Origin of the sequence: Paenibacillus wenxiniae, assembly GCF_039822605.1 — a bacterium.
In the GTDB taxonomy this organism is placed as follows: Bacteria; Bacillota; Bacilli; order Paenibacillales; family Paenibacillaceae; genus Saccharibacillus; species Saccharibacillus wenxiniae.
On record NZ_JBCGUH010000001.1, the window covers coordinates 375519 to 394076 of the forward strand.

The 18558-nt window shown below is 44.7% G+C and carries 12 protein-coding genes; 4 read left to right on the top strand and 8 right to left on the bottom strand.

Translation table 11 applies throughout. The features are described 5' to 3' along the window. Window positions 1-613: 613 nt before the first annotated feature. From AAHF22_RS01600 to AAHF22_RS01615, 4 genes are all read right to left on the bottom strand, one after another. A complete protein-coding gene (locus AAHF22_RS01600; RefSeq protein WP_347323216.1) occupies window positions 614-1393 on the bottom strand; it encodes a hypothetical protein in 780 nt (259 codons plus the stop codon). 599 nt (window positions 1394-1992) lie between these two features. Further along, window positions 1993-3381, bottom strand: coding sequence for a class II fumarate hydratase (fumC, locus tag AAHF22_RS01605; RefSeq protein WP_347323217.1), 1389 nt, complete (start codon window positions 3379-3381; stop codon window positions 1993-1995). 453 nt (window positions 3382-3834) lie between these two features. Further along, entirely contained in the window at window positions 3835-4539 is a 705-nt protein-coding gene (locus AAHF22_RS01610) for a uracil-DNA glycosylase (RefSeq protein WP_347323218.1), read from the bottom strand. Between the two features lie 387 nt (window positions 4540-4926). Beyond that, window positions 4927-5808, bottom strand: coding sequence for a methyl-accepting chemotaxis protein (locus AAHF22_RS01615; protein ID WP_347323219.1), 882 nt, complete (start codon window positions 5806-5808; stop codon window positions 4927-4929). An 871-nt stretch (window positions 5809-6679) separates the two neighbouring features. Here AAHF22_RS01615 and fsa point away from each other — a divergent pair. From fsa to AAHF22_RS01630, 3 genes are all read left to right on the top strand, one after another. Further along, the gene (gene fsa / locus AAHF22_RS01620; RefSeq protein ID WP_347323220.1) at window positions 6680-7360 is read left to right on the top strand and encodes a fructose-6-phosphate aldolase; all 681 of its coding nucleotides are present in this window, start codon (window positions 6680-6682) and stop codon (window positions 7358-7360) included. 237 nt (window positions 7361-7597) lie between these two features. Beyond that, window positions 7598-8029: a MarR family winged helix-turn-helix transcriptional regulator gene (locus tag AAHF22_RS01625; protein ID WP_347323221.1), complete on the top strand. Its 432-nt coding sequence runs from the start codon at window positions 7598-7600 to the stop codon at window positions 8027-8029. 73 nt (window positions 8030-8102) lie between these two features. Beyond that, entirely contained in the window at window positions 8103-9512 is a 1410-nt protein-coding gene (locus tag AAHF22_RS01630; RefSeq protein ID WP_347323222.1) for an MFS transporter, read from the top strand. Between the two features lie 364 nt (window positions 9513-9876). Here the strand turns inward: AAHF22_RS01630 and AAHF22_RS01635 are convergent, their stop codons facing one another. Both AAHF22_RS01635 and yicI read right to left on the bottom strand, forming a co-directional pair. Beyond that, window positions 9877-10329 (bottom strand): GyrI-like domain-containing protein, encoded by a 453-nt coding sequence (locus tag AAHF22_RS01635; protein WP_347323223.1) that lies wholly within the window; start codon window positions 10327-10329, stop codon window positions 9877-9879. Between the two features lie 441 nt (window positions 10330-10770). Then, entirely contained in the window at window positions 10771-13089 is a 2319-nt protein-coding gene (gene yicI, locus AAHF22_RS01640) for an alpha-xylosidase (protein ID WP_347323224.1), read from the bottom strand. Window positions 13090-13303: 214 nt separating this feature from the next. Between yicI and AAHF22_RS01645 the strand changes: the two genes are divergently transcribed. Beyond that, window positions 13304-14242, top strand: a complete 939-nt coding sequence (locus tag AAHF22_RS01645) for an AraC family transcriptional regulator (RefSeq protein ID WP_347323225.1) — start codon at window positions 13304-13306, stop codon at window positions 14240-14242. 424 nt (window positions 14243-14666) lie between these two features. On the opposite strand, the gene helD is transcribed toward AAHF22_RS01645, so the two are convergent. Then, complete coding sequence (helD, locus tag AAHF22_RS01650; RefSeq protein ID WP_347323226.1) at window positions 14667-17024, bottom strand: RNA polymerase recycling motor HelD; 2358 nt, start codon at window positions 17022-17024, stop codon at window positions 14667-14669. Window positions 17025-17216: 192 nt separating this feature from the next. After that, the gene (gene map / locus AAHF22_RS01655) at window positions 17217-17960 is read right to left on the bottom strand and encodes a type I methionyl aminopeptidase (RefSeq protein ID WP_347323227.1); all 744 of its coding nucleotides are present in this window, start codon (window positions 17958-17960) and stop codon (window positions 17217-17219) included. Between the last annotated feature and the right edge of the window lie 598 nt (window positions 17961-18558).

Here is an 18558-nt window from a genome sequence, read left to right on the forward strand (position 1 = left end):
TAAATAAGTAATAACCGTAAGCTGAATAGTGCGATATTTTGCTTTGCAAAAATCTTTTTCACTGAATCCCGTGTTAGGCAATCACTAACACTGAAGCAGTACAATATTTTGCTTTGCAAAAATCCTTTTCATTGCACCCCGTGTTAGAACATCACTAACACTAAAGCAGTACAATATTTTGCTTTGCAAAAATCCTTTTCATTGTACCTCGTGTTAGAACATCACTAACACTGAAATCAAATCATAATTTGTACACGATATAACAAAGCCGAGCGTGCTCCATCATGTGATAGAGAACGCTCGGCTTTTCATGTAGAGTTATTTTCATGCAAAACTAGGACGTTTACGCAAACTTGTATAGGTGTAAGCAGCACTTCACTGCGGAAAGGAAATAAAGGGTAAGCACGACTTCTAGTGTTAGTGAATTGCTAATAGAGAGTGCAATAAAAAAGTGATTTTTGCGAGGCACCATATCTTACAGTGTTGAGCACAGGAATCTACCATGCTCTTCTACTGCATACATTCCTGTGCGAGATCGGAATCTGTCCCCTTATTTTTCTCGGAGTGTCGGATACCTGAGTAAAACAGTTTGCGTGCACACCCTAATCTAGTATTAGATGTCGCCCACAGACACACTTTGACGCAGCCACTGCATTTCATTGTCCATCATCGCATAGTCTGTCCAGTTTAGCTCTTCATTGACCCAGTTGCGATAGTCTCGAATTTGTCGATACAGGCGCTCCAGACAAGTCTCAGATGGTGTTACCATAAGGGACTGCATGGACGACAACAGCTGCTCTGGCTTGCGGCGAGCATGCTGGAGCATATGTACAAGCAACTTTTGTCCAGGATAGAGCATCTCATTGTGTGCGAGGATTAAACGCCCTCCAAATAGCAGCAGATTCATAATCGACTGGTGCAATACATAATGTTCCTGTTGAACGAGCGCACGTTTACACTCCTGATACCATGCCTCAAACTGTGCATAAAACCGATTAATATTCGCCTGCTTCAAATGCAGCGGATATTCCGTAATCTCATTCAGCATCGTCCGTAATTCAGGCAGACGCGAAAATACAATGACTGCTCCCATAAAGGCAAAGCGTGCTGGCTCACTGCCTGCTCGTGCTATCTTTTCCAAATAGCGCGGAGAAATGTATCGACCTGTGACCGTCTCTGCTCCTATAGCTGGATCTGTCATTTTATAATGGAGGCGTCCATCCTGTAGACGCTCTTCAAACTCCTGATCAGAAACGACAACAATTACATTCAATTCGGCTCCAGCTGCTCCACTATAACTTGCTTCCTCTCCTGCCAGCAGAAGCGCCAGCACGGAAGGATCATATTGCAACTGCTCGCTCAAATGTGCGAGATGCCCGGAAAAGATACTCATCAAACCCCTCCTTCTATGGTGTACACCATACGAATTAGCCGAGCGATACCCGGCTATGATCTATACCGCGCCCTCGGTATGAATGATTTTCCCGTTCAACACAAATACTGCTCGATCCGTTGATCCATAGAATTCATCTTAAACAGAGTGGCATTCAGCGACGCTTACGTGTAATGACCGGCTTACGTCCATTGATGTTCGTTTTTGTTCATTTTATTTCGTTCAGCTGCTCCTGTTAATTGAAGATGATAATCATTATCAATTAATGTAGTCATTGTATAGCACGTTTCGCCTTTTGGCAAGCGATTGTGAGCAGATTGTGTCGTGTCCTTTCACTTCTATTCACTTATATTGTCTCAGCGTTAGCTATTTTGTAACAAAATAAACAGGCAAGCCGCACGATCGCCATGTATACGCTCGTTTAGCTTGCCTGTTATTAGTGTACCTGCTGTCTATTGGTGTACTTATTATCTGTTCGTTTGTGCATCTGCCGAATAGGAGGATGAGTCTGAACGCTTCCGCTCTATTGTACTAAACGGATAGCGTTCTTACACCTTACACCTATCATCTATCATCTATCATTCAATACTTTTATGCTGTTACGCTTTAGGATGAATCATTTTGGAAGGTACAACATATTCATCAAATTGCTCCTCGGTTAGCAGACCGCTTTGCAGCGTTGCTTCGCGTAAGGACAATCCTTCCTTATGTGCATGCTTGGCGATTTTCGCTGCATTTTCATAACCGATGTACGGATTGAGTGCTGTAACGAGCATCAGGGAATTGTCCAGATTGAACTGGATTTTGTCCACATTTGCTTCGATACCTACCGCACAATGATCATTGAACGAAATGATGGAATCGGTCAGCAAACGTACCGATTGCAGGAAATTGTAAATAATAACTGGCTTGAATACGTTCAGCTCAAAATTACCCTGACTCGCTGCAAAACCAATCGTTGCATCATTACCCATCACCTGCGTCACAACCATCGTCATCGCTTCGGATTGCGTTGGATTTACCTTACCTGGCATGATCGAGCTACCGGGTTCATTAGCAGGGATCGTAAGCTCGCCCAGACCGCTACGAGGGCCACTTGCTAGCCAGCGTACGTCATTGGCAATCTTCATCAGATCGGCTGCCAGCGCCTTCAGAGCGCCGTGTGCATACACCACTTCGTCATGACTTGTGAGTGCATGGAATTTGTTTGGTGCGGATACGAACATTTTACCTGTCATATCAGCGATCTTTTCAGCAACAAGGCGACCAAAGTCCGGATGCGCGTTAATACCTGTACCTACCGCTGTACCACCGATGGCCAGCTCTTTCATTTCGCTGGAGCTGTGCAGGATCATACGGCTCGTTTTGTGCAGCATCGCTTCCCAGCCGCTAATTTCCTGACCGAGTGTAAGTGGAGTGGCATCCTGCAAATGTGTACGGCCAATTTTGATCAGATTCATAAATTGTTTAGATTTACTTATCAATGTATCCTGTAGCTTTGTAATCGCAGGCAACAGTTCATTTTCGACTGCCAGTACACCGGCTACATGTAGTGCAGTTGGGAACGTATCGTTGGAACTTTGTGACATATTCACATCGTCATTTGGATGCAGACGATCGCTTTTGCCGCCTTGCTCCAGCAGTTGATTACCGCGATGAGCGATGACTTCGTTCACGTTCATATTGGACTGCGTTCCGCTTCCTGTTTGCCATACGACGAGCGGGAAGTGCTCATTCCATTGTCCTGTCATAATTTCGTCTGCTGCTTGGACAATCGCATCTGCTTTATCGGCAGAAAGCTTACCCAGTTGCTCATTCGCTAGTGCGGCTGCTTTTTTCAGCATGGCAAAAGCATAGATCACCTCAACCGGCATTTTCTCGCCACCGATTTTGAAGTTTTCTTTACTGCGCTGTGTTTGTGCTCCCCACAGCTTATCGGCAGGAACCTGAATTTCACCAATCGTATCTTTCTCTACACGGTATTCCACTGAACAAGTCCTCCTTATAGGTCGAATCGACTATTATCGTACCACGGATCAAGGCTTCGTTAAACCTTTATAATTGTAACGCTTACATGGTGTAAAAATCCACCTGTTTCCGTTAAAATTGATGGATCTTGATGAAGCGCAACGCTACGTGATTATGATTGATGATTGCATGTGCACATGGAGATATACCATTTTCGCAAGATTATTATCTCTTTTTGTCAGGTTAAACATACTAGCTTGAGCATAACGGAGATCGATCGCAATCAACATCAAGCATAATTAAGATGAAACCTCATTAAGATAAAACACAATTAACATAAAGCACAACCTAATCATATAACAGCAACTTCATCAGGATACCTATGTAAGCGAGTCAGCGTGACTTCGTACTGAAACCATTACCGAAGCATTCATTCACCACCACGTCTGTATAGCGTCAAACATCGATAATGCTCACCGCTGCGAATCGCTCTTTTCCACGGGTTCTGCGGGCACGCACCAATCGATCGTCTGCATCCCTTGCTGCTGCAAAAATTCATTTGCACGCGAAAAAGGACGACTGCCTAGAAATCCGCGATGAGCGGACAACGGACTTGGATGAGGTGACTGAATAATAAAATGACGACTGCGATCAATATTTGCCCCTTTACGCTGAGCATGACTGCCCCACAAAATGAACACCGCAGGCGTTTCGCGCTGATTGACCGCTTCCACTACACGATCCGTGAACGCCTCCCAGCCCTTATTTTGATGCGAAGCAGCCTGTCCACGACGTACAGTCAACACGGCATTTAGCAGCAAAACGCCTTGCTGCGCCCAGTGCACAAGCGAACCATGACGTGGCGCCATACAACCAAGATCGGCATGCAGCTCCTCATAAATATTTTGCAACGATGGTGGAATCGCAACGCCAGGCTTTACCGAAAAGCTTAGACCATGCGCCTGTCCAGGGCCATGATAAGGGTCCTGCCCCAGAATGACTACCTTCACCTCGGACAATGGCGTGTAATGAAGCGCATTGTAAATATCATACATATCAGGATAGATCGTCGTCGAACGGTATTCTTGAGCAAGGAAGCGTCGCAGCTCCTGATAATAGGGCTTCTCCAGCTCCGGCTCAAGCACCCCTGCCCAATCATTATGAAAAATCTTGCTCATAGGGGGCGCTCCTTTCGTTTTATTTTATAAACAATGATCAACACATCGTTACCTGAACATCTCTGTACCTATTATCGAAAAAACGAGCGCCGCTGTCAAAAACAGCACGTTTCTGTATTACAAATAGAGCAAACACAAATAGGCATAGCGGACAGCTGCTCGCTTCGCTTGAAGCTTGCTGCCTGCTATGCCTGTATATTTATATAACCGTATCATCGCAACATAACGGCATCATCACGACCATGGTGACCGTTTCTTTATCTATTTATTTAGCTTCGTGTCATTCCTATCTTCAGCTTCGTGTCGTTGATATCGTATGAAGCACTTCTAAATCATTTCCACCGCCACCTAATTACGATTACAGACGAGGATTCAGAAATATTTCCATTACAAACGAGAATTCAGGAATACTTCCATGAAGTTTTTAAAGTCATGACTCACACTGTTTAGCTTATCTACCAGCTCGCTAAATTCATTCACAAGTCTGGCTTGCTCTGTGGAAGAATCCGCTACAGCAGACATTTCTCGCTCCATTTGTAAAATCGATTGTTGGACGCTGCCAAGTGAGCTTTCGATGTTTTGCGTTGCATTTTTTGTATCGACGGACAGCTTACGTACCTCGGACGCAACAACGCCAAAGCCTGCACCTGCTTCACCAACACGAGCCGCTTCGATCGCAGCGTTCAGACCAAGCAAATTCGTCTGTTCCGAGATTTCGCGGATAAACCCTGTTACCTGATTGACTTCTTTGGAGTTCTCTACCGCTTTACCTGTGTTCGCTTGAATCTGGCTAGCTGTCGCCGACAATTGCTGAGATTGCGCTGCCAGCAGTTGTACCATATCGCTAAGCTGTTTGCTAATGCTTTCAATGTCAATGGTCACGTTCGCCATAAACGTATTGTGCTGCAATGTGTACGCTGAAGCAATCGCGCCTACGATGTTGCCTTGACTATCTTTCAGTGGTACTGATGTCGCATCCAGCTCGAAACCATAAGCAGATGCAGGCACCCGGTTCACCGTGACAATACCATTTTTCAAGGCATTGTTCAGGTTCGGATCATCTTTCGCAATCGGTGTACCTGGACGAAGGCCAAGATCAAGTTCCTTTGCTGGCTTGTAATATTTGAACTCATGCAAGTCGGTTACGCCTAGCATCAGATCATCTCCAACGACATGTTCAAAATACTTCATACTTTCAATTACCATATCGACGATACTCACGTTTTCAATCGCTTTTGCATCGCTTTTACCATAACCTTGTTGAGTCATTATCATATCACTCCTGTTGTTTTAGCTTGTTGTTCCTTGTCTATCTGCAAACTATTAGTTAACAGATAATAGGGCATCTATCGTTATGGGTTTGACATCCCAAATCGTTATGCCGATGAGGCGGATATGCATGATGAAGACGATGTGCAAAACTTACTGTATCCTAAACCGATCGCTCTGCTCGTCCGTAATCCATACACTTACTTAATTTATTTCGACCAATTCACTCCCATTTTGAATAGTATACAAATTTATTTTTCGTAATACGATGTACAAGGATCATTTTTCATGCAAGGAATGGAGATGTAGCTCGATCATCTCTCTAGTATGTAAGCGATATGAATTTGCTTCTTTATCTTTCTTACTATGCGTCTGCTTGCTCATCTGTTGTGGAACAAATATAAATCAGATGTAAATGGATAGCGTTATCTATAAAATTTTTTAGTTTTTTTGAAAGACTCATTTTGACATTCATAATCGTGATTTTTATACCATATCTAGTTTTCTCACTTTGTAAAAATCAACATATTGGTTTGGGTTTATCTTTGCTTCATTGTAAAGCGCAGGTTAAACAAGACTCACCCCATTGTATGTTGTTTGGAATTGTGGTAAAAACTAAATATAGCGAATTTCACGTTTGCGGTTTGAAGCGTGAGATTTACCGGCACGCCCCTATTCTGCTCGCAGAATATCGCAGCTTGTGTCAAGCAATTTGTACGCACAAATAAACATCCGGCATCGGGTGTACATATGGGTGTTAATGGGTAATGTACACATATGCATATCCCGATTGCACTGGTGTATTGTCGCTGGCAAGTTGCCTTATGCTAGGGCAAAACCATATATATCTATTTTGAGGAGGAAGAGAGCAATGAAATTTTTCTTAGACACAGGTAACCTTAACGAAATCAAACGTATCGCTCGTCTCGGTATCGTGGATGGTGTAACAACAAACCCTTCCCTGATCGCCAAAGAAGGCCGCGTTTTTAAAGATGTTATTGACGAAATTTGTGAGATCATCGATGGTCCTGTAAGTGCTGAGGTTGTTAGCCTTGACGCTGAAGGAATGCTGAAAGAAGCTCACGAAATCGCAAAATGGGCTCCAAACATCGTTATCAAGCTGCCAATGACTGAAGAAGGTCTGTACGCTTGTAATCAGCTTTCCAAAGAAGGCATCAAAACAAACGTAACGCTGATCTTCACTCCAGCTCAAGGCCTGATGGCTGCTAAAGCTGGCGCTACTTTTATTAGCCCATTCGTAGGTCGTCTGGATGATATCGGTATCGACGGTATGCAACTGATTCGCGACCTGCGTCAAATCCTTGACACTTACGGTCTGAAATCCGAAATCATTGCAGCAAGTATCCGTAACCTGGAGCATGTAAGAGCAGCAGCTCTGGCTGGCGCGCACATCGCTACAATCCCAGGTACACTCGTTCCTACACTGTGGAAACACCCTCTTACTGACAGCGGTATTGAGCGCTTCCTGAAAGACTGGGAAAGTGTTCCACAAGCAAAAGAACAAGTAAAAGAAGAAGCTAACACAAAATAAGAAGCCGATGAACCTGCCCTGATTTACTTTTTACGATTTGTAGGAAGTGAACGTAATCAGGAATGAGAGATCACGCTTCATTTATGAAACCACACACCACGCGGGAATCTACACGATTCCCGCTTTTTTTATTGCAAATTTTAGTTGCATTAATTATAATTGCATTAACAACTAATTATCCGAACCGTAATGGATGACGATGAGTTTATTGCTTAAGTGGGGAAAGGAGCTGTATGAATGACCATGCAAGAGCTGGATTCAATCGGTTTTCTGCTAGGTAGTACGTATCGCAGAGTGAGTAATATGTTTGCTGCCCGATTAAAAGAGTATGATATTACACCCGAACAGTGGGGCATACTGTATTATGTTTGCGCACAGGAAGGTATGAATCAGAAGGAACTGGCTACTTATGCTTATAAAGATCAGCCGACGACTGCGCGCATTCTGGATGTGCTACACCGCAAAGGACTGATTCAAAAAGAAATTGATCGGCATGATCGGCGTGCTTTCCTCGTCTATCCTAATGAAGCTGGACGCGAGCTGATGAAAAAAGTGCATGCACTGGAAGCACAGCATAATGAGGAAATGACGAAGCTGATCACACCGGAGCATATGGAGCAGCTCAGCCAATTACTGCATGAACTGCGTTCACGTTTAGAACCATCTTAAGTTTGCAGCCGCATAAGCTTGAAGCAAAAAGCTCAAGCAACCGTGTATTTTAGAAGAAATGGAGAATTACAATATGGAACAAACGAATACATCTATCCCCTCACAGGCGACCGCTGGAGCTAAAAAAGGCCCGGTAGCACGTCTGTGGACGAAAGAATTTCTGGTGTTGACCGCATGTAATCTGCTCGTATTTTTGAATCTGCATATGATTCTGTCCTCGCTCCCGCTCTATATGAGGGAGCATTTTAATGCCGGTGACTTTTATGTCAGTCTGTGTACAAGTTTGATGGCATTATCGGCTATCGTATCGCGCTTATTTTCCGCCAAAGCGTTAGAGCTTGGTAAACGTAATCTCATTTTGTTTGGTGGGCTGGCAATAGCACTGCTTGGAACGGTTGGTTATTATTTTAGCGCTTCGATTATTGCGCTGCTCGTTATGCGTGTTATTTTCGGTTTTGGTTTCGGGATGTACAGTACGACGTTCCCGACAATGGTATCGGACATTATTCCACGTAATCGAATGGGCGAAGGCATGGGTTACTTTGGATTATCGACGACGATTTCGATGTCGATGGGTCCGCTGATTGGAATGTGGATTGAGAAACAGTACGGATTCACACCGCTTGTGATTATCGGCTCGCTGTTCATTATGATTCTGTTCCCACTTGCGTACAGTTTAATATCAGGCAAGCATCGGGCCAAATCAACTGTTACCTCGAATATACCCAATCAGAACACTGTCTCCGCTGATCCATCCGTGGTAAAAACGAGTTTACTCCCATCTGCTGATGGAGGGAGTACCGTTACCGATCACGAGGCAGCACATACGAACATTGTGCCTAAGTCGGCTACAGGTTTACCATCATCGTCTTCTGTATCGCGTAAAACGTCAAGCTTTGAACGCAAGCTGCTGCTACCGAGCTTACTTAATTTTCTAATGTCTGTCACTTATGGTGGATTGGTTAGCTTTATCGCGCTGTTCGGTAGTGAAGCGCATATTGCTAATCCGGGTTACTTTTTCCTGTTTAATGCACTGGCGGTGATTTTGATTCGTCCTTTCTCCGGTAAGCTGTACGATCGCTTTGGTCCAAAAGCATTGCTGGTGCCAGGTGCCCTATTGTTAATCGCGGGCCTGCTATTGCTCTCTCTAGCGCATTCTACACTTGGCTTACTCGCTGCTGCATTATGCTATGGTCTGGGCTGGGGCGCGCTACAACCAACAATGCAAACATGGATGATTCAGGTCGTTAATCCGCATCAACGTGGGATGGCAAATGGCATGTTCCTCAACTCGCTTGATCTGGGCGTCGCTCTGGGTGCGATGATTCTAGGTACCATTGCGAGTGCGACTAGCTATACATCGATGTATCGTTATTCGGTCATTTTTATTATCGTGTATATCGTAGTTGGTGCGATCTATATGGTACGTGCCAAAAAGACACCTGCCCAGCAAAGTCCATCGATTCATATTAAAGTCGATTAAAATGGATGTAATTGTTGTTTATGCAAATGTACGAATAAAAGAAAAAGCGGTGATCTCACTACAAATGAGATTACCGCTTTTTTTGTGAGTAGTCTGTTTCATTAGCGTTCTGTTTTGCTGGTGGGCTGTATACTTGATACAGGCTGGCTGTTCTGTATCAGTTGGATGTTGCTTCCTCTACTCTGCAAGTCAATTATGCTTGCACATCTATGATCAGATCATGTACAACATCGTAGTTTAACAAGATATTTTTATTTATAAAAGGTATTTTATTTGTAATTAGAGAAGTGCCTATCGTTTGATGGGATGCAAACAAACCGGCACCCTTTCTGCTAATCATTAATCTACACGTTACGCTTACAGCTTAAACCGATGCGGGTTGCTCGGAGTCCGTACTTGGCTCGCTCGTTAGTTCTGGAGCGAGTGCAATATGTATCGTAATCCGGCCATCCGGTTCATACTTTTCATAGTCAAATGTATACGCGCGGCTAAGTTCACCCTGCTCTTCCAGTTGCCAGATGTGCTTCCATTGCTGGATTACCCCCTGCGCATCACTCGTTGCCGCTTCAAATACGCGATATTCAGCAGTAACGGGCAGTTCCAGTTCTGTCGCTCCATCATAGCTTTCAGCCAGTGCTGTCGTTAGCGAGTAGTCGCCTTTGTAATCGTTCTCATAATCGTGGTACACGCCGTACAATGTGGCAGGCTTGCCCTCCAGATGGCGGTACGCTTGCTGCCATACGTCTTGAATCTTTTCCAGCATTTCAGTGTCCTTAAAGTTGTTAGTACGGATCGAATGAATCGAATACAGTTTCATAATGAAGCCTCCTTGTGTCAGTTGGTCATAACAATGAACGGGAAAATCAATATGCACTTCTTTGCATAGCGTTTGTTATTATCTTAGAACATTCGTTCTTTCATTTCAACTTTTATACAGTTTGTAAGAGAATGATAGTTTTTTTACGATTTCATTCTTTGGACGATGTAAATACAATACGAAAGAGGCAGCCTGCATATAGAGCAGTAGCTGCCTTTTCGTGTTGTATTTAGTTTTAGTAAGCTGTCCATTTACTTTATAGATTTATAGATTTATAGATTTATAGATTCATAGATTCATAGATTCATAGATTCATAGATTCATAGATTCATAGATTCATAGATTCATAGATTCATAGATTCATAGATTCATAGATTCATAGATTCATAGATTCATACCTATTATGACGACTGCAATTTATGAGGCTATATTTATTTAAAATCACAGCTCAATACGAATCGTAGTTGTACCTTGATCTGCGGTGATGATCGTGCCCTCTTCACTCGTCGCGGACGAACCACCTGTCGTGGAGGCTACGTTGGATATGCCGCGCAGCACGATCGACCAGTTCGTGAGGGAGCCGGTTGTGGTGAATTCGATCATGTTGCCAGTGCGAGTTGCGGTTACGTTGCCTACGGATTGGCCATCCATGTTGACGATCTGTGCGCTGGCGGTTTGGCCGTCTGCTAATGCAAACAGATGCAGTTGCAAGCCATCAGCATAATGGTAATCCGGTTTGCTATCGTCTGCACCGAAAGCGATCAGACTGCCTGGTTTGACGAGCAGGGGCAAGTTCATATAATCGTATGTTTCCTGAAACCAGCGTCCGCCCTCTACGACATCGCCTGTGAGCAGATTCGTCCATTGGCCTGCTGGCACATAGTAAGATGCTTCGCCATGCTCATTGAAAATCGGTGCAACGAGTAACGAATCTCCGAACATATATTGACGATCCAGTGTATGGGTAGCGAGATCGTGATGGAAATCGAGTACCATTGGGCGCATCATCGGTACACCTTGCTGGGTCGCTGTTACGGCTGCATCGAACAGATACGGCATTAGCTTGCATTTGAGCTTGGTAAATTTGCGTAGGACGTCCACCGATTCTTCATCAAACAGCCACGGTACACGGTACGATTCATTACCATGCAGTCGGCTATGAGACGACAGCATACCGAACTGTACCCAGCGTTTGTATACAGACGGCGCAGCGGTCATTTCAAAACCGGAAATGTCATGGCTCCAGAAGCCGAAGCCAGATACACCAAGCGATAAACCGCCACGCAGCGATTCGGCCATCGATTCAAATGTGGATGAGCAATCGCCGCCCCAGTGAACCGGGAATTGCTGTCCACCTACGGTTGCCGAACGTGCGAACAATGCCGCTTCATTGACGCCAAGCTGCTCTTCCAGCAGTTCAAAGACGACTTTGTTGTACAGGAATGTATAGTAATTATGCATTTTAACCGGATCAGAGCCATCATAATACACCACATCTGTCGGAATCCGCTCGCCAAAGTCAGTTTTAAACGAATCGACCCCTTGATCGATCAGCACTTTCAGCTTGGATTGATACCACTCTACTGCTGCCGGATTTGTAAAATCGACCAGTGCCATGCCTGCTTGCCACATATCCCATTGCCATACACTGCCATCCGCACGCTTGACCAGATAGCCATGTTCCATGCCTTCGTCAAACAGGTACGACTTTTCAGCAATGTACGGATTAATCCAGGCACAGATTTTCAAGCCTCTGTCTTTAAGACGCTTTAGCATGCCTTCTGGATCTGGGAACATACGCTCATCCCATTTAAAATCACACCACTGGTATTCACGCATCCAGAAGCAGTCAAAATGAAATACCGACAATGGCAAGTCACGCTCTGCCATACCATCGACAAAATGATTCACCGTCGCTTCATCATAATCGGTCGTGAACGATGTAGTTAGCCACAGTCCGAATGTCCATGCAGGCGGCAGAGCTGGTTTGCCTGTCAGCGTTGTATAGTTGTCCAGCACTTCTTTCGGATTGCTGCCACCAATAATAAAGTATTCCAGCGTCTCGCCTTCGACGCTAAATTGCACCTTTGATACATTTTCAGATGCAATCTCATACGATACGCGCTCTGGATGATTAACGAACACACCATAACCACGGCTGGACAAGTAAAATGGAATATTTTTGTACGCCTGTTCACTGCTCGTACCGCCGTCCTCGTTCCAGATATCTACCGCCTGTCCATTTTTCACAAATGGTGTAAAACGCTCACCGAGTCCATAAATGTATTCACCTACACCCAGCTCTAACTGCTCACGGAAAAATACGCTGTCTTCCGGGCCGTTAATATAGCCGGGACCGCGATGCACGCTACCTGTCAGATGACGATCGCCATAGTCAAAGCTAATGTTCCAGCCTTTATTTTTTTGTACGGTTGCCTTCAATTCACCGCTTTGGAAAGAGAGGTGTTGCTCGTTATCTTCTACCTCAATAGCCGTATCCAATGATGCCAGCTCAAACTGTGGCGACCCTACAACACCGCCTCGATGATGATTAAACGTTACTTTGATCACATTCGGGATCGGCGAGCTGAGTGTCGCCTTGAGCAGTGTGCCGTTTAATGTATCTCCTTTACGTTCGATACGCTTGGTCGCGGCGTACAGAGTCACTTCATCGCCCTTACGCACGATATCGCGAATATCCATCGGGTGTTGCATCGTGTAGCCTTTTCGAGTCATCCAGTAGCCATCGGTAAATTTCATCGTTTTCATCCCTTCTCACATTCAACTGGCGTTTTCGCCTTCAATTAGAGGTTTAAAGAAAAGTCGTTCCGTATATCGGGCTGTAATTTGTTTGTGTGGTTCGTCTATGTGTATAATGATATTGATTAAGAAAGCGCTTTTCTTCTTTTATTTTGACAAAAAGTATTAAAATTTTGATATACAAGCGAATGGGATCAACAGGGGGAAATATATTATGCAAAGTTTTGAACCATTACGTGATCGACTGCGTGAGGATCGGATTCATGGTAGTTTGATGTATCCGGTTAGCATTTATGAGATGGGCAATCTACATGATGATATTATTTTGGAATGTCACTGGCATGAGGAGCCAGAGTTTATTATCGTTACCGAAGGGAAGGCGCTCTTTCAGGTAGGCGCGATTAGCTGTGAAGTGAAAGCAGGAGAAGCGATTTTTGTGAACAGTGGTGAGATGCATACGGCGTATCAGATTGAGGATCATGTGTGCAGCTTTGCAGCGATTGTGTTTGGCATGTCGCTGCTGGATAGCAGCTCATACGATACGATTCAGGCGAGTTATTTGGACCCGCTGCTGTCACAAGACACACATGCATTACTGCATATCGGCGGTCATGACATATGGCAGCAGGATGTGTTGCGCTTGTTGCAGCAGATTGTGGAGGTGAATTTGAGTAGACCGATTGCATATGAGCTGACTACGAAAGCATATTTATGTCTGATCATCAGTATGATGTACGAACATATGGATCACCAGCGAGAGCCAGCGCCTGCTATCGCCTATGATCGGATCGAGCGTCTGAAAACGGTACTTCGTCATATTCATAAGCATTATGGGCAACCACTACGATTACGTGAACTGGCAGAGCAGGTGAATATGAGCGAAGGGCATTTTTGTCGCTTTTTTAAAAGCATGACACAGAAAAGTCCGATTGATTATATTAATCGCTATCGTACCCAGCAGGCGTGCCGCTTGCTGAAAAGCAGTGATCGCAAAATCGTCGATATTTCGCTGGAGGTTGGGTTTGATAGCTTGAGCTATTTTATATCGGTATTCAAGCAGCATCATGGGTGTACGCCTTCACAGTATCGGAAAGAATTGCACCGGTTGTATGCGGGGCGTACAACCGAGTTGTTGGCGGATACTGGTCTGTAGTCGATATTTCATTGTTGCTGGGATGGCAGGCACTACTGGCTAGCAGGAATAAAGGAACTGACTCCCAGCTCACAGGGATCTAATAATGAGGGAGATCCTATAGATTCCTGTGTAGGAGATCGTTAGCATGATAAGTCATCCTTTCCCCTTATTTCCTACTCGCAGTGAAGTGCCCATGCAATCTACGTACATATACAATCACTATTACGTACCTATACGATTACTATAATGAAAAAATAGGCAGGGCTTTATGCACCAGTGTGCAAAAGTCCTGCCTGTATAGTCCGATCTCTATCATTCATGCTACAAGCTCAACTCGGCATGAAAGCATACATATTTACTTTTACTTTTGATTTTACGGAAAATTGGTTCTGTACTCTTCCTGTATCTTCTTCTGCCTGCACCTTATTCTGCCCGCATCTTATTAACCGCGATAGTCATTTTGTTCATACAGCTGTGGATCGACATGGCTAATAAACGGTGTGACTTCGCCGACAGAATAAGCATACAGCAGATGCATCGCGCGCGTGCAAGCAGTGTAGAATAGTTTACGTTCTTCTTCGCGATAGTATTGCTCGGTGGAGGCATTGTACAAAATCACCGCGTCAAATTCGACGCCTTTAGCCAGGTAAGCGGGGATAATGATCGTTCCCTTTTCGAATACTGGCGTGTTTTTGGTCATTTTACGCATCGTGATCTGGTCTTTGAGTGCTTCATAGGCTTGTGTACATTCGCTCTCGGTTTTACAAATGATCGCAGTATACTGATAACCTTGCTGTTGCAGCTCATGAATATTACGCACGATCTCCTGATGCATATCTTCCCGATCATCGTACATCGCGACGACAGGCTGATGGCCGCGCCGGTTAAATGGAATGATCTGCTCACCGCCAGGTAGCATCGCTCGTGTAAAATCAACGATCTCATACGTCGAACGGTAGCTGCGCGTTAAACGGATCAGCTCGGTCTGCTCGCGTCCGTATAGCTCCATCAATGGCTCTTCCTCATCGAACACAGAATTATGACTGTAGATCGCCTGATTGAGATCACCCAGTGCGGTCATGCGCGCACGCGGAAATAGACGCTTCATAAATTCAAGCTGGAATGGCGAATAATCCTGCACCTCATCGACGATAATGTGCTTGATCGCCGTATTGGAGCGGAAACCTTGCAGCTGTTCTTTTAAATACAAATACGGTGTCGCATCCTCATAACCTAGCTCACCCTGACGCATCCGGTTAGCGGTCTGCGGCGCAAATTCCGCCCAGCCATCCGGCAATTCCCCATCCTGAATACGCCGGAACCATGCTTCATCCTCAAACAGACGACGATACAGTCCGCCCAGATCGATAAACCGCAGTCGTTTGACCCATTTACGTAACGGCTTGAGCCAGTTGTTCACGACCATCCGTGCAGCCATTTCGGTTTCCAGCTGGAAATCGTCGAACGATACCGTCTTGTTTTTCTGCTTGCGGCGCATCATCGTATACGCACGATGGTAGTCGTCTGTGGTGAGCATCTGAATCTGTTCTTCTACCCACGGCTCTTTACGCTCGCGGCGTCCGAATTCATTCACTTCCTTCAGCAGCCAATCGCGCAGTAGCTCAATCCGATTGCCAAGTTTCACAGCAGGATCGTAGCTGTAGAACTTTTGCTCCATTTGCGCGGTCGATACGATCTCATGTCCTTGAAAACGAAGCGGTCTGAACTTCATGCCATCATGCAGCAGTAATTCAGCATAACGACGAATCGCTCGGAAGTAATTCAGCGACGATTTGTAGCGAATGCCTTTCACACGTGCTGGATGTCCATCATCGTCTGACCAGGCGAGTAAATACTCCATTTGCGAAAATACATCTTCCAGATCGAATTCGCGGCCGATGCGAATTTCCAAATAAGCCTGAAAGGTCGTTTGCTGCATATTCTCTTCACCGAGTTCTGGCAACACCGTTGACACATAGCTGTTAAACATCGAGTTTGGTGAAAATAACACCATCTGATCGGCACGCAAACTATCCCGATAGCGATACAGTAAATAGGCAACACGTTGCAGTGCGGCAGATGTTTTACCACTGCCGGCAGCGCCCTGTACGATCAGCATGCGGCTTTTATCATTGCGAATGACACTATTTTGTTCCTTTTGAATGGTCGCGACGATATTTTTCATCTGGTTGTCGGCACTATGGCTCAGCACTTGCTGTAACAATTCATCGCCGATCGTCACGCCTGTATCGAACAGCACTTTAATCTCGGCATCACGAATGACAAATTGCCGCTTTAATTCCATCTCACCTTCAATGCTGCCTACCGGTGTACGATACGATGCATGTCCTGGCGCACCATCGTAATATAAGCTGGATACAGGTGCACGCCAATCATATATTAAGAAGTCCTCTTCGTTATCGTCCAAAAAAGAGCCAATCCCTAGATAAATGCGCTCTGTTTGCTCCTGTCCCTGCTCTCTAAAATCAATCCGTCCAAAATAAGGAGAGCTGGACAGTCGACGCAGCTTATCCAGCGTAAGACTGGAACGACGGTGACTCAGCTCCAGCTCAGACAATACTTGAGATTGCTGACGCAAGCTGGTGGAAGTCTCGCCTACATCATCCTGCTCACTAAAGTTGATCGAAACCTCGTCCCAGAAGTCCTTCCGCATTCCCACTACATCGCCGCGGCTTTCACCGACCTGCTGTTCCAATACAGACATTTTGCGATTAATTTTGGCAGTTACGTCGTCTACACGCTGCTGCTCCGTCTTCCAATCCTGTTCTTCCGTTGCCATACTGCCATCACCCCTTCGAAATTATCTATTGACAATCATCTATAATGTATGTTATTATTCATGAGTATATAAATACATTTGTCTGTTCTGCTTTTTGGCAGAGCATTTTTTATTTTACGACTTTTTTTTCATATTTGCAAATAGCAAAGCCGCACGACGGAGATTCACTTCTGTCATGCGGCTTTTTCGGTCTTATCGAGTCAAAATAATCGGCTCGCCCTTCGTAATGATCAGCGTATGTTCGTACTGTGCAACATAGCTACCATCATCCGTTTTCAGCGTCCAGCCATCACCGGATTCATACACTTCTTCAGCTTTCGTCGAAACGAACGGTTCAAAGGCGATCACACTGCCTTCTTTCCACAGATCGTTATCGGTTGGATCGTAATAGCTTAAAATATATTCTGGATCATCATGCAGTGATTTACCGATACCGTGACCCGTTAGGTTCGTAATGACGGTAAATCCGAGCTTGCGTGCGGTATTATGACTTGCTTTACCTGCATTGCTGCGTTTGGAGCCGGCTTTGATCTTTTTCATCGCTGCATCAAAAGCTTGAATTGATGCGTCGCAGAGCGCTTCCAGCTTCGGATTACCTTTACCAGCTACAAAGGATACACCGGTGTCGGCAAAATAACCATCGAGTGAAGCCGATACGTCTACATTCACCAGATCGCCTTCCTGAATCACGCGATCGCCGGGAATGCCATGTGCCACTTCCTCATTGATGCTAATGCAGGTGTATCCTGGGAAGTCATACGTTGACTTCGGTGCAGAAATTGCACCGTACTGTTCAAACAATTCACCGGCCCGACGGTCCAGATCAATCGTACGTACGCCAGGCTGTGCCATATTTTTGAGTTCGTCACGAATAATCGCGACAACTTTACCAATTTTCTTTAATCCTTCAATGTCTTGCTCTGTTTTGGCTATCATAAGTAATCTCCTTTTCCGTCAACATCATATTCTACTATACTCTATTATACATCGTTTTGCACGGGGGCTTGGTGTAAGTTCTATGTTGAGGTTTGCCTGGATATATGAGTGTATACCTGGTTAATGGGTTAAATGAGTTTGGGCGCGCGCTGCATCATTATGTTATCATTTCGTTTATTCGTAATAATTTAGTGCATAATATAGGGCGATCTTAAACCGTCGCTTTTTAAAATTCAACACAGCAGATTCAATTGAATTAAATGAGGCTTCAATATAGGCATACATTGATGTCTTTTTTTCGTTAACATACACATTTGCACAAACCATTCTATAAATAAATGGAGTCATACTGACCAGGCTGTACATATCCAATAAACGCTAAATGAGCAATTATTGCCGCGATTAGATCCATTATCTAAATACAATAAGGAGCCAATAATCAGACTTCTTCATCTGATCGCTGGCTCCTTATTGGTACTATTCGACTTGCTTATTGCGCTTTTATACCACTTCAGTTGTAACGTATAATTCGATAGGATACCTTTACAAAATGTACCGCTATGGAATCGATACCTTACATAAAGAATATCCTATAGCT